13 protein-coding genes are annotated in these 13,347 nt (G+C 68.0%); 12 read left to right on the plus strand and 1 reads right to left on the minus strand.

What is annotated here, in order from left to right; genetic code table 11:
• Nucleotides 1-237: 237 nt before the first annotated feature.
• The 5 genes from C8E02_RS03060 (at nt 238) to C8E02_RS03080 (ending at nt 4,586) form a co-directional block, all read left to right on the plus strand.
• Nucleotides 238-1,194: a DMT family transporter gene (locus C8E02_RS03060; protein WP_211329146.1), complete on the plus strand. Its 957-nt coding sequence runs from the start codon at nt 238-240 to the stop codon at nt 1,192-1,194.
• An 86-nt stretch (nt 1,195-1,280) separates the two neighbouring features.
• Nucleotides 1,281-1,541, plus strand: a complete 261-nt coding sequence (locus C8E02_RS03065) for a hypothetical protein (protein WP_120809602.1) — start codon at nt 1,281-1,283, stop codon at nt 1,539-1,541.
• Nucleotides 1,542-1,553: 12 nt separating this feature from the next.
• Complete coding sequence (locus tag C8E02_RS03070; protein ID WP_120809603.1) at nt 1,554-2,363, plus strand: CbbQ/NirQ/NorQ/GpvN family protein; 810 nt, start codon at nt 1,554-1,556, stop codon at nt 2,361-2,363.
• Nucleotides 2,353-2,742, plus strand: a complete 390-nt coding sequence (locus C8E02_RS03075) for a hypothetical protein (protein ID WP_211329147.1) — start codon at nt 2,353-2,355, stop codon at nt 2,740-2,742. The genes C8E02_RS03070 and C8E02_RS03075 overlap by 11 nt, the downstream gene beginning before the upstream one ends.
• A 17-nt stretch (nt 2,743-2,759) precedes the next feature.
• Complete coding sequence (locus tag C8E02_RS03080; protein WP_120809605.1) at nt 2,760-4,586, plus strand: nitric oxide reductase activation protein NorD; 1,827 nt, start codon at nt 2,760-2,762, stop codon at nt 4,584-4,586.
• A gap of 229 nt (nt 4,587-4,815) precedes the next feature.
• Here C8E02_RS03080 and C8E02_RS03085 read toward each other — a convergent pair whose 3' ends face one another.
• On the minus strand, nt 4,816-5,733 hold the full coding sequence (locus C8E02_RS03085) for a bestrophin family protein (protein WP_120810070.1): 918 nt from the start codon (nt 5,731-5,733) through the stop codon (nt 4,816-4,818).
• Nucleotides 5,734-5,993: 260 nt separating this feature from the next.
• On the opposite strand from C8E02_RS03085, the gene C8E02_RS03090 reads away from it, so the two are divergent.
• From C8E02_RS03090 to C8E02_RS03120, 7 genes are all read left to right on the plus strand, one after another.
• On the plus strand, nt 5,994-7,688 hold the full coding sequence (locus tag C8E02_RS03090) for a nitrite reductase (RefSeq protein WP_120810071.1): 1,695 nt from the start codon (nt 5,994-5,996) through the stop codon (nt 7,686-7,688).
• Nucleotides 7,689-7,730: 42 nt separating this feature from the next.
• Entirely contained in the window at nt 7,731-8,039 is a 309-nt protein-coding gene (locus C8E02_RS03095) for a c-type cytochrome (RefSeq protein WP_047967249.1), read from the plus strand.
• 109 nt (nt 8,040-8,148) lie between these two features.
• Nucleotides 8,149-8,514 carry a c-type cytochrome gene (locus tag C8E02_RS03100; protein ID WP_120809606.1) on the plus strand — a complete coding sequence of 122 codons (366 nt, stop codon included), beginning with the start codon at nt 8,149-8,151 and terminating at the stop codon, nt 8,512-8,514.
• On the plus strand, nt 8,511-9,689 hold the full coding sequence (locus C8E02_RS03105; RefSeq protein WP_120809607.1) for a cytochrome D1 domain-containing protein: 1,179 nt from the start codon (nt 8,511-8,513) through the stop codon (nt 9,687-9,689). Before C8E02_RS03100 ends, C8E02_RS03105 begins: the two co-directional genes overlap by 4 nt.
• Nucleotides 9,690-9,712: 23 nt before the next feature.
• On the plus strand, nt 9,713-10,672 hold the full coding sequence (gene ahbB / locus C8E02_RS03110) for a siroheme decarboxylase subunit beta (RefSeq protein WP_245961052.1): 960 nt from the start codon (nt 9,713-9,715) through the stop codon (nt 10,670-10,672).
• Nucleotides 10,673-10,685: 13 nt separating this feature from the next.
• The gene (ahbB, locus tag C8E02_RS03115) at nt 10,686-11,726 is read left to right on the plus strand and encodes a siroheme decarboxylase subunit beta (RefSeq protein ID WP_170152085.1); all 1,041 of its coding nucleotides are present in this window, start codon (nt 10,686-10,688) and stop codon (nt 11,724-11,726) included.
• A gap of 163 nt (nt 11,727-11,889) precedes the next feature.
• On the plus strand, nt 11,890-13,290 hold the full coding sequence (locus C8E02_RS03120; RefSeq protein WP_120810073.1) for a diguanylate cyclase domain-containing protein: 1,401 nt from the start codon (nt 11,890-11,892) through the stop codon (nt 13,288-13,290).
• The last annotated feature ends 57 nt before the right edge of the window (nt 13,291-13,347 follow it).

Here is a 13,347-nt window from a genome sequence, read left to right on the forward strand (position 1 = left end):
TCGCCATCGGGCGCTGCGGCGCGGGTAACAGCTTCGGCCTGCCGGTTCATCTCTGGATAAACGCCACCGCTGCCGCCGCTTTTCCTGGCCTCGCGTGAGTGCGCGCGCTTGAACCGCTGTCAACGCCGCGCGCCGGTTTTGTGGCGCCAGGGTTGGCCGCAATCTGGTACAAGACACCGCCGGCGCCGCGGGCTACCGTGCGTTTATTTGGCGGAGGGCAGGGCGATGGGAACGGGCGTGTTGTATGCACTGGCGGCGGGGCTGATGTGGGGGCTGGTCTTCGTCGGCCCCTTGCTGTTGCCGGAATATCCGGCGGCGCTGCAGTCGGTGGGGCGCTACCTCGCCTTCGGCCTGATCGCACTGCCGCTGGCGTGGCTGGACCGGGTACGGCTGCGCGAGCTGACGCGTGACGACTGGCTGGAGGCGCTGAAACTGGCCGCCATCGGCAACCTGCTGTACTACCTGTGTCTGGCCAGCGCCATCCAGCGCGCCGGCGCGCCGTTGCCGACCATGATCATCGGCACGCTGCCGGTGGTGATCGCGGTGAGCGCCAACCTGCGCGACCAGCGCCGCGATGGCCGCCTGCCGTGGCGGCAGCTGTGGCCGTCGCTGCTGCTGATCGGCGTCGGCATCGGCTGCGTCAACAGTGTCGAGCTGGCGGCGCTGCAGCGCGAGGCAGGCGGCGATCTCGGCCGCTACCTCAGCGGCGCCTTGCTGGCGACGGTGGCGGTGGCGTGCTGGACCTGGTACCCGCTGCGCAACGCCGACTGGCTGCGCCATCATCCCGGCCGCAGTCCGCGTAGCTGGGCCACCGCGCAAGGCGTGGCGACGCTGCCGCTGGCGCTGCTCGGCTACGCGCTGCTGTGGGGCGGCATGGCCGTCGCCGACAGCCCGTTTTCGATGCCGTTCGGGCCGCGGCCGCTGTTCTTTCTCGGCCTGATGGCGGTGATCGGCCTGTTCGCCTCGTGGCTGGGCACGCTGTGCTGGAACGAGGCCAGCCAGCGGCTGCCGACGGCGCTGGCCGGGCAGCTGATCGTGTTCGAGACGCTGGCGGCGCTGGGCTATGCCTTCCTGCTGCGCGGCGAGTGGCCGGCACCGCTGACCCTGCTCGGCATCGCCCTGCTGGTCGCCGGCGTGCTGTCGGCGCTGCGCGTCAGGCCGCAAGCGGTGGCCACCGCCGCCCACGCCGGCTGAGGCGTATTGCCCGCCGCCGCGCAGGGGCGGGGTTTCCTTATTTGTCATCAAGGTTGGCCGCAGCGGCGTTGCGGCATGATGCAGCCATGAACTCCTCCCGCATCTCCCCTCCGGTGTGGCCGGTCTGGCTGTGGCTGTCGTCGCTGACCCTGCTGCTGGCGCTGCTGAGCGAATGGCACGGCAGCGGCACGCTGCTGGCGACGCTGGCGCTCGGCGGTGCCTGGCTCAAGGGCGTCGCCATCGTCGAGTCGCTGATGGCGCTGCGCCATGCGCCGCTGTGGCTGCGCGGCATCGTCCACGGCTGGCTGCTGCTGGTGTGCGGGGGGCTGCTGATCAGCTTCGCCTAGGAACCCACCCCCATGAATGCACCCGTCCATGCCAAGCTGGCAAGCCAGCTTCCGTTCTACCAGCCGGTAGCCGATGAATGCACCGTTTTTGAAACCGCCTGGCGCCAGCAGTTGCCGGTGCTGATCAAGGGCCCCACCGGCTGCGGCAAGACCCGCTTCGTCGCGCACATGGCGGCCAAACTGGGCCTGCCGCTGTTCACCGTGTCCTGCCACGACGACCTGTCCGCCGCCGATCTGGTCGGCCGCCACCTGATCGCCGGCGGCGATACCCGCTGGTGCGACGGCCCGCTCACCCGTGCGGTGCGCGAGGGCGGCATCTGCTATCTCGACGAAGTGGTGGAGGCGCGCAAGGACACCACCGTGGTGCTGCACCCGCTCACCGACGACCGCCGTATTTTGCCGATCGAACGCACCGGCGAAGAATTGCAGGCACCGCCCGGCTTCATGCTGGTGGTGTCGTACAACCCCGGCTACCAGCACGTGCTGAAGACGCTGAAACCGTCCACCCGCCAGCGCTTCGTCGCGTTGAGTTTCGACTTCCCGCTGCCGGAAGTGGAACGCGCGGTGGTGCAGCACGAGGGCGGGGTGGACGAAAGGTTGGCCGCACAGCTGGTGACGCTGGCCGGCCAGATCCGCCGCCTCACCGGCTACGATCTGGACGAAGCGGTCAGCACCCGCCTGCTGGTGTACTGCGCGAAGCTGATCGCCAGCGGCATGGCCGTGCGCCTGGCCTGCCGTACCGCGCTGGTGGAGCCGCTGTCGGACGAAGCCGACACCCTGGCGGCGCTGATGGCGGTGGTGGATACCCAGTTTGGCCACTGAGCTGGCGGAGACGGAGCGCACGCGGGCGATTGGCGCGCACGCGCTGTACCTGCTGAACCTGTTGCTGCTGCCCGGCCTCGCCTTTGTCGTACTGTGGTGGTGCCGCCGCCGCTGGGCCGCGGCCGCCAGTGCCGCACTGCGCCGGCATCTGGACCAGGCTTTCGGCGCGGCATTGTGGAGCGGGGGATTGATCGTGCTGGTCAGTCTGCTGCTGGTGTGGTTGGGCGATCTGCAGCAGCCGGTCACCTGGGTGCTGCTGATCCTGTATTTCACCGTGATCCACGCCGCACTGGTGTTGCTGGGCGCCTATGCGCTGTCGCGTGCCATGGCCGGCTTGCCTTGCCGTTATCCGCTGCCCGGCCTGTGGCGGCAACCCTGACTTGAAAGACACTTGCTATGGAAGACCTTGTTGGTGGCTGGTGGGACAAGCTGATCCGCCGTACCGCCTACCGTGGCTATCCGCAGGCGGCGGTGGCGCTGGCGGAGATTGAAAAGCAGGCGCCGCTGTTCTTCCGCGCCATGGGCGGCGACCCGGCGCTGACCCTGCGCACCGCCGTCGGTACCGCCCACGGCGCGCGGCGCCGGCTGCTGGAACGCATCGCCGGCACCGGCGAGCAGGTCGAGCTGGCGTGGCGCGACGGCCAGTCGCTGTACCTGCCGGAGAAGATCGACCTGTTCCCCGACGCGGCGCACAACCGCGAACTGTATTTCTGGCTGATGGCGCTGGCGGCACAGCCGCAGCACGGCGACGACGGCGACTGGCTGACGCGCAACCGTCGCGCCACGGCCGCCTGCCTCGCCGCGATGCCCGGCCTCGCCGCGCTGTACCAGCGGCTGGTGACGGCGCTGCTGCCGCTGCGTGACACGCCGCGCGATGCCGCCGCAGCGGCGCAGGAGGCGGCGATCCGCCAGGCACTGCTGCAGCCGGAAGCTGCCATTGTGCTGCCGCCGTGCCGCACCCCGCCGCAGCCGGTGCTGCTGTGGCTGCACCCGACGCCACCGACCGCGCCGACCGCCGGCTTGGATGACAAGCAGACGCCGGAGATGGAGGACAGCGACAGCAAGGAAACGAAGAAAAAGCGTCGCTACCGTGCGCGGCGCGATACCGCCGACGAGCGCAAGAACGGCATGCTGCTGGTGTTCCGCGCCGAGAGCATCTTCACCTGGGACGAGTACGTGCGCGTCAACCGTCACACCGACGACGATGACATGGACGACGCCGGCGCCGCCGCCGAGGACATGAACACGCTGACCATCAGCCGCGACAACCGCCGCCGCGCCAGCCGGCTGAAGTTCGACCTCGACCTGCCGGCCGCCGCCTACGACGACACGCCGCTGGGCAGCGGCATCCTGCTGCCGGAATGGGACTACAAGCGGCAACGGCTGGTGGCCGAGCACTGCTGCCTGAAGCCGATGCTGCCGCGCGATGCCACCCCGGCGCCGCTGCCGGACAAGCTGCAACCGCTGGCCCGGCGCCTGCGCCGCCAGTTCCAGGCACTGTCGCCGGAGCGCACCCGCAAGAGCGGCGAGGCCAGCGGCCCGGACATCGACCTCGACCGCCTGATCCGCTTCCTCGCCGAGAAACGCAGCGGCGTGGCGGTGGCCGAGCCGGCGTTGTACCAGGCGTGGCCGCCGGGCGGGCGCAACATGGCCTGCCTGCTGCTGGCCGACCTGTCGCTGTCCACCGAAAGCTGGCTCGGCGAAGCCGGGCAGGTGATCGGCGTGATCCGCGACAGCCTGCTGCTGTTCGCCGAGGCGCTGTCCGCCTGCGGCGATGCCTTCGGCCTGTATGGCTTTTCTTCGATCCGTCGCGACGAGGTGCGCTACCTGCTGCTGAAGGATTTTGCCGAGCGCTACGACGACACCACCCGCGGCCGCATCCTGGCGCTGCGCCCCGGCTACTACACGCGCATGGGCGCGGCGATCCGCCAGTCCACCCGCATCCTGCTGGAGCAGCCGGCGCAGCGCCGCCTGCTGCTGATCGTGTCCGACGGCAAGCCCAACGACCTCGACCACTACGAAGGCCGCTACGGCGTGGAAGACACCCGCCAGGCGGTGCTGGAGGCGAAGCGGGCAGGGCTGATCCCGTTCTGCGTCACGGTGGACAAGGAGGCCGGCGAGTACCTGCCGCACCTGTTCGGCCGCCGCGGCTACAGCGTGGTGCACGACGCACGGCGCCTGCCGCAGGTATTGACCAGCCTGTACGCCAGCCTGACCGCCTGAGAGCCTGTTCACGATCTGCTGTGACTTGATCGCAATGGCGCGATACGGCGTTGAAAGCGTCTTCGGAATGCTTGTTCATGTCTGGATAAATGCCGCTTCCTCAGCCATTTTCGCCTTGTCTCGCGTGAGCACCGAGATCATGAACACGCTCTGACATGCGCTTGCCCAGCAAAAAAGGTTGGCCGCAATGTTGCGGCCAACCTTTTTTGTTGATGCGCCGGGGCGCGGCTCAGTACAGGTAGACACCGTCCGGCTGCGGTGCCGGCACCGGCACCGGCTGGCGCAGCATGTCGCATACCGCGGACTCGATGCCGTAACACAGCGCGGTCAGCGGCAGGTCGTTGCCTTCCTTGCCGAACGGCTCTTCCAGTTCCTCGCCCAGCACGTCCAGTGCCATATAGGTGTAGGCGATGAACACCGCGATCAACGGCGTCAGCCAGCCGATGCTGGTGGTCAGCCCGATCGGCAGCAGCATGCAGTAGATGGTGACGGTGCGGTTGAGCAGCACACGGTAGGTGAACGGGATCGGCGTATTGCGGATGCGTTCACAGCCGCCGACCACGTCGGACAGCGCGTCCAGATTGCGGTCGACGCTCTGCCACTGCCACTGGTCGATGCTGCCGCTGTGGCGCAGGCTGGCATTGAGGCGGTGCAGGTAGAGCAGGATCAGCCCCGGCTTGCCGGGCGCGTCGGCGATCGCCTGCCATTCCGCCGCCGGCAGCAGCCGCTGCAGGTGGGCGGCGACGTCGTCCTGGCGCAGCTGGCCTTTCAGCGCATAGGCAAAGGCGCAGATGCCGTGCAGCATCTGTCGCGACTCCGGCCGCGCGTCGGCAACCGCCAGCAGCTTGCCAGCCAGGGTGCGCGCCACGATCAGCAGCGTGCCCCACAGCTTGCGCGCTTCCCAGAAGCGTTCGTAGCTGACCGAATTGCGGAAGCTGAGGAAGATCGCCAGCGACACCCCCATCAGCGTGAAGATGTAGATGTTCAGCGACGATTGCGCGTGCTGGCTGATCCACCAGTTGGTGGCAAAGGCGGACAGCAGCGAGATGAAGAACACCAGGCACAGCCGGGGCAGGATGCGCGGCAGTACCGAGCCGCGCCAGACGAACAGCAGCTCGAACCAGTTGTGACGAGAGTGGATGATCATGATCGGTAGCGGGGGCAGCGAGAGAGAGACCAGCCCGACATCATAGGCGCTGCCGGCCTGCGGCCACAAGGCGCGGCGGCGGCAACGGCGCCTTTTTTTTGTGCACTGCGGCAAGGCGCCGCCGCGGGCAAGGGCGGCGGACGACAAGTTCACGCCGTCTGGCACCGGATTCCGATCCGTTGATACGAATCAATGATGCCAATGTCACCACCGGCGGATGATGCGCGCATGAATTCCCTCATAGCGTGGTGGAGAGCATCATGAAAAGCTTCAGGATAAGTGCACTTGCACAGGGCGTATTACTGGCAACCTTGCCGTTCGCTGCATCGCTGGCGCTGGCGGACGCCGCCGGCAGTCCGGCGGCCCAGTCTCAGCAGGAGATGCACCAGAACATCAACCCCAAGGCGCCGCCGATCACCAAGGTCGAATTCGAGCGCGCCAAGCAGATCTACTTCGAGCGTTGCGCCGGCTGTCACGGCGTGTTGCGCAAGGGTGCCACCGGCAAGCCGTTGACGCCGGACATCACGCTGGGCAAGGGCACCGACTACCTGAAGGTGTTCATCGCCTATGGCAGCCCGGCCGGGATGCCGAACTGGCAGACCTCCGGCGAGATGAGCGAGCAGGACGTGGACCTGATGGCGCGCTACATCCAGCAGGAGCCGCCAACCCCGCCGGAATTCTCGCTGGCCGACATCGAGAAGTCGCGCAAGATCTACCTGCCGGTGGAAAAACGCCCGACCAGGAAGATGAACAGCTACAACCTGGACAACATCTTCTCCGTCACCCTGCGCGACAGCGGCGAAGTGGCGCTGATCGACGGCGACAGCAAGCAGATCATCAACATCATCAAGACCGGCTACGCGGTGCACATCTCGCGGTTGTCCAAATCCGGTCGCTACCTGTACGTGATCGGCCGTGACGCCCGCCTCAACCTGATCGACCTGTGGCTGCCGAAGCCGGACAACGTCGCCGAGGTCAAGGTCGGCCTCGAAGCGCGCTCGGTGGAAACATCCAAGTTCAAGGGCTTCGAGGACAAGATCGCCGTGGCCGGCACCTACTGGCCGCCGCAGTTCGTGATCATGGACGGCGACACACTGAAGCCGCGCAAGGTGGTGTCCACCCGCGGCATGACCGTGGACAACGAGTACCACCCCGAGCCACGGGTAGCCTCCATCGTCGGCAGCCACTACAAGCCGGAATTCGTGATCAACGCCAAGGAAACCGGCAAGATCATGATGGTCGATTACTCCGACCTCAATAACCTGAAAACCACCACCATCGACTCCGCCAAGTTCCTGCACGACGGCGGCTTCGACAGCAGCGGGCGCTACTTCCTGGTCGCCGCCAACGCCTCCAACAAGATCGCGGTGGTCGACACCAAGGAAGACAAGCTGGCGGCGCTGGTCGATGTCGGCAAGATCCCGCACCCGGGCCGCGGCGCCAACTTCGTGCATCCGAAATACGGTCCGGTGTGGAGTACCTCGCACCTGGGCAGCGAGGACGTGACGCTGATCGGTACCGATCCGGTGAAACATCCGCAGTACGCGTGGAAGGCGGTCAGCGTGTTCAAGGGCCAGGGTGGCGGTTCGCTGTTCATCAAGACCCATCCGAAATCGAAGAACCTGTGGGTGGATACCCCGCTGAACCCGGATGCCAAGGTCAGCCAGAGCGTGGCGGTCTACGACATCAACAACCTGGCCAAAGGGCCGCAGGTGATCGACGTGGCCGCCTGCGCCAAGCTCGCGGACGACGGTGCCAAGCGCGTGGTGCAGCCGGAGTACAACAAGGGCGGCGACGAGGTGTGGTTCTCGGTGTGGAGCGCCAAGAACAAGGAATCGGCCATCGTGGTGGTCGATGACAAGACCCGCAGCTGCAAGGCGGTGATCAAGGACAAGCGCCTGATTACCCCGACCGGCAAGTTCAACGTCTACAACACCCAGCACGACGTCTACTAACCCTCAGCGCGGGCCGCGATCCGGCCCGCCACGGAGATCATCATGAAAACATCCCTGCTTACCGCACTGCTGCTCAGTGGCGGCCTGCTGCTGGCCACCAGCGCCAACGCCTCGCCGGAGCTGGCGAAGAAGTACAACTGTTTCGCCTGTCACGGCATGGACAAGAAAGTGGTCGGCCCGGCGTTCAAGGACATCGGCAGCAAGTACAAGGGCCAGAACATGCAGGCCAAGCTGGAAGAGAAGGTGAAGAAGGGCGGCGCCGGCAGCTTCGGCCCGATCCCGATGTCGCCCAACCCGCAGGTGCCGGATGCCGACATCAAGCTGCTGGTGAAGTGGGTGCTGGCACAGTAAGTCCCGCTTCTTGCCGCACGCCGGCCCGCTTCGGGCTGGTCGCCGCGGCACGGACTTTGATCGCAGCAGGCGCCGCCTGCTGCCGTGAAAGCCTGACCGGAATCCCGCCATGAAACTGCCTGCCTGTTGCCGTACGCTGACCGCTAAGTGCCTGCTGCTGGGCTGTTGCGCCGCCTTGTTCATCTCCGAAGCCGTCTATGCCGACAGCGGCATCGTCTCCCCCGCACCGCAACGCGTCGCCGAGCTGCGCCACCTGCTGCGCGAGGACTGCGGCGCCTGTCACGGGCTGACCCTCAACGGCGGCCTCGGCAGCCCGCTGACCGCCGCCGCGCTGGCCGGCAAGCCCGGCGACAGCCTGGTCGCCACCTTGCTCGATGGCCGTCCCGGCAGCGCGATGCCGCCGTGGCGGCCGTTCATGAGCGAGGCCGAGGCGCAGTGGCTGATCCGGCAATTGCAGCAGGGGGTGACACCATGAAGGCGATGACAAGGTTGGCCGCAGCGGCGGCTGCCATGCTGCTGCTGGCCGGTTGCGCCACGCCGGCGCTGCGCGGCAGTGGCGATCTCGGCGTGGTGATCGAGCGCGCCGCCGGCAGCGTGCAGGTGGTCAGCAACAGCAGCAACACCATGCTGGCGCGCGTCGGTGGGCTGGGCGACCTGTCGCACGCCTCGCTGGTGTACAGCCGCGACGCGCGCTACGTGTACGTGTTCGGCCGCGACGGCGGCATCAGCAAGGTCGACATCCTCGCCGGCAAGCTGGTGGCGCGGGTGCTGCAGGCCGGCAACAGCATCGGCGGCGCCATCTCCAGCGATGGCCGCATCGTGGCGGCGCAGAACTACAGCCCGGGCGGGGTCAAGCTGTTCGACGCCGACACGCTGGCGCTGCTGGCCGACATCCCGGCCGTGGACGACAACGGCCAGCCGTCCAAGGTGGTCGGCCTGGCCGACCTGCCCGGCAACCGCTTCGCCTTCAGCCTGTTCGAGGCCGGCGAGATCTGGGTGCTGGACGCCGCCACGCCGCGCGCGTCGCAAGTCACCAAATACCGCAACGTTGGCCGCAATCCCTACGACGGCCTCGCCAGCAGCGACGGCCGCTACTACATCGCCGGCCTGTACGGCGACGACGGCCTGGCCCTGCTGGACAACTGGCAGCCGCAGGCCGGGGTGCGCCGCATCCTGCCCGGCTATGGCCAGGGCCGGGACAAGCAGCCGGTGTACAAGATGCCGCACCTGCGCGGCTGGAGCATCGCCGGCGACTACGCCTTCCTGCCGGCGATCGGCCTTCACGAGGTACTGGTGGCGGACAACCGCAGCTGGCAGGAAGTCGCGCGGGTGCCGGTATACGGCCAGCCGGTGTTCGTGATGGCGGAGCCATCCGGGCGCCGGGTGTGGGTGAACTTTGCCTTTCCGCACAACGACACGGTGCAGGTGATCGACGTGCCGACGATGCAGGTGATCCGGACGCTGAAACCGGGCCGCGCCATCCTGCACATGGAATTCACCGCCCGTGGCGACGCGGTGTGGCTGTCCAGCCGCGACGACGACAAGCTGGTGGTGATCGACACCGCCACCTTCCAGACGCGGCGCGAACTGCCGGCGGCCAACCCTTCCGGCATCTTCTTCAGCTGGCGCGCCGGTCGGATGGGCATGTGATGGGCGCGCCGCGAGAACCTGGCGTGCTCCCCGCGCCGCTGCTGGCGCTGCTGGACCGCTACCAGCGCGACTTTCCGTTGCAGCCGCAGCCATTCCGCCTGCTGGCAGAGCAGGCGGGCATCAGTGAGCACGCCTTGCTGGCGGCGCTGGCACAGGCGCGCGCCGACGGCCTGCTTGGCCGCCTCGGCGCGGTGTTCGCCCCCAATACCGTCGGCGTCAGCACGCTGGCGGCGCTGGCGGTGCCACCGGCGCAGCGCGACGCCATCGCCGCGCAGATCAGCGCGCTGCCGCAGGTCAACCACAACTACGCGCGCGAGCACCACTACAACCTGTGGTTCGTTCTCACCGCGCCGGATCGCGCCGGCATCGACGCCGCGCTGGCGCAGATCGCCAGCCGCACCGGCTACCCGCCGCTGGACCTGCCGTTGCAGCACGAATACCACATTGACCTCGGTTTTGCCCTCGGTGCTGACGGCCCGTCACGGCGGCCAACCCTGACCCCGTCCGCGCCGCTGCTGGACGACGGCGACCGGCGCCTGATCGCGGCGCTGAACGAGGGCATCGCGCTGCAGCCTCGCCCGTTCGCACTGCTGGCCGACGCCTGCGGCCTCCCCGAGGACGAGGTGTTGCAGCGGCTGCAATGCTGGGTCGCCAGCGGCGTCATCCGCCGCTTCGGCATGGTGCTGCGCCACCACGAGCTGGGCTTTCGCGCCAACGCGATGTGCGTGTGGCAGGTGCCGGCGGCGGCGCGCGACGCCATCGGTACGGCGCTGGCCACCGACCCGGCGGTGACGCTGTGCTACGCGCGGCCGCCGCAGGGCGCGCACTGGCCGTACAACCTGTTCTGCATGATCCACGCCCGCGATGCCGCCAGCGCCCACGCCGCCGCGCAAAGGTTGGCCGCAAGCCACGGCCTGGCCGCGCTGCCGCAGGCGGTGCTGATTTCCACCCGCCGCTACACCCAGCGCGGCGCCCGTTACTGACCGGAGTCCTGCCATGAACGCACCACTGCCCCTGGCCGCGCCCGCCGCCGACACCTCGCACGCGGCCGACGTGCCGGATGCGACGCTGGACGCGCTGGACAGCCTGATCATCGACACGCTGCAGGGCGGCTTCCCGCTGCTGCCGCGCCCGTATGCCGCCGTCGCCGACAGCATCGGCCTGGGCGAGGCGGTACTGCTGAAACGGCTGCAGCGGCTGCTGGCCGGGCGGGTGCTGACCCGTTTCGGCCCGATGTACCAGATCGAGCGCATGGGCGGTGCCTTCGTGCTGGCGGCGCTGGCGGTGCCGGAAGCGCGCTTCGACGCGGTGGCGGCGCAGGTGGGCGCGCTGCCGGCGGTGGCGCACAACTACCGCCGCGAGCACCACTTCAACATGTGGTTCGTACTGGCCACCGCCACCCCCGGCGGCATCGCCGACGCCATCATCGACATCGAGACCGCCACCGACCTGCGCGTATACGACTTCCCCAAGCTGCGCGAGTACTACGTCGGCATGCGGTTTACCGTCGGCGGCCAGGCACCGGTCGGCACGCTGCCGGATAGCACGCAGGGCAATCACGAGGTAGAGCTGGACGAGCGCGACCGGCAGCTGATCCGCGCCAGCCAGGGCGGGCTGCCGCTACTGCCGCAGCCGTACCGGCAATTGGGTGAAGCGCTGGCGATGACGGAAGACGAGGTCTGCCTGCGGCTGGGGCGCATGCTGCAAAACGGCGTCATCCGCCGCATCGGCGCGGTGCCCAATCACTACGCCATCGGCTACGCCGCCAACGGCATGGCGGTGTTCGATGTCGACGATGCGCAGATCGACGCGCTGGGCGAGCGGGTCGGCGGCCTGCCGTATGTCAGTCACTGCTACCGGCGCCTGCGCCGGCTGCCGCAGTGGCCGTACAGCCTGTTCGCGATGTGCCACGGCAGCAGCCGCGACGAGGTGATGCAGCAGGTGGCCGCCATCCGCCAGCTGCTGGGTACCGCCTGTCGCGGTCACGAGGTACTGTTCTCCACCCGCATGCTGAAAAAGAGCGGGCTGCGCATCTGAGTCCGCGCCACGCCGCGTGTCGCTGCGCTGCCGGGCATTTTTTTTGCCGGCGGCACTGGAAATTGTCACGGCTATCGCCAACACTTCAGCTAGCGGCAGTACAGATGCATGAACGGTTTGCAGGCACTGCCCGCCAATATCAATTGCCGGTATGCTTGCCGATATGGAAACCAACACCTGCGCGCCGCTGGGCAATATCATCGACCTGATGCTCGACGCCATCTGCGTGGTCGACGCCGAGGGCCGTTTCGTGTTCGTCAGCGCCGCCTGCGAACGCATTTTCGGCTACGCGCCGGAAGAGATGATCGGCAAGCCGATGATCGAGCTGGTGTTGCCGGAAGACCGGCCGCGCACGCTGCAGGCGGCCAACCAGATCATGGCCGGCCAGCCCAAGCCCCACTTCGAGAACCGCTACCTGCGCAAGGACGGGCAGGTGGTGCACATCATGTGGTCGGCGCGCTGGTCGGAGCGCGAGCAGGTGCGCGTGGCGGTGGCGCGCGACGTGACCGAACTGAAGCAGGCGGCCTCGATGCAGGCGGCGCTGTACGCCATCTCCGAGGCGGCGCACGCGGCGGAGGACATGCTGGCGCTGTTCCGGCGCATACACCACATCATCGGCGAGCTGCTGCCGGCGCAGAATTTCGCGGTGGCGCTGTACGACGCGGCGCGCGACCAGCTGAGCTTTCCCTACCACGCCGATGTGCAGGAGCCGACGCCGCTGCTGCGCAAGCCGGCCGCCGGCACGCTCTGCGCCGAGGTGATCCGTAGCGGCCAGCCGCTGTTGCTGACCCCGGAGACGCTGGCCGATTTTCCGGCGCACCTGCGCCAGATCGTTGGCCGCAAGTCGCTGTGCTGGCTGGGGGTGCCGCTCAATTCCTCCAAGGGCACCATCGGCGCGCTGGTGCTGAAAAGCTACTGCGGTGGCGTGCGCTACGGCGAAAAGGACAAGGAGCTGCTGCAGTTCGTCTCCAATCAGATCGCCACCGCCATCGAGCGTCACCAGCTGCACGCGCGGCTGCAGTACATGGCGCAGTACGACGAGCTGACCGGGCTGCCCAACCGCGGCCTGCTGTTCGACCGCCTGCACACTGCACTGGCGCGGGCGCGGCGCGAGCAGGGGCGGCTGGCGCTGCTGTATCTCGATCTCGACAAGTTCAAGCAGGTCAACGACACCCACGGCCACGCGGTGGGCGACCAGCTGCTGCACGCGGTGGCCAGGCGGCTGCAGCAGTGCGTGCGCGAGGCCGACACCGTGGCGCGCATCGGCGGCGACGAATTCGTGGTGCTGCTGGAAAGCCTGCAGCAGCCGGAACACGCGCTGCCGACCGCCGACAAGCTGCGCGGGGCACTGGACCAGCCGCTGACCATCGACGGCCACAGTCTGCGCATTCTGCCCAGCATCGGCATCGCGCTGTATCCGGAGCACGGCGACACCGCACAGGCGCTGCTGCGCCACGCCGACGATGCGATGTACCAGGTGAAGAAGGGCGGCGAGCCGTACCTGCCGTTACCGCAGGATCATTCCTTGCCCGGTGACGGCGGTTGTGCGCCGCAGCCGGCGTGAGCGTTACGGCGATGCCGCGCCGCGGCTTGAAGCCTGCGCTGGCCGCGCCTGTATGAA

The organism is Vogesella indigofera, assembly GCF_003633895.1.
Taxonomy (GTDB): domain Bacteria; phylum Pseudomonadota; class Gammaproteobacteria; order Burkholderiales; family Chromobacteriaceae; genus Vogesella; species Vogesella indigofera.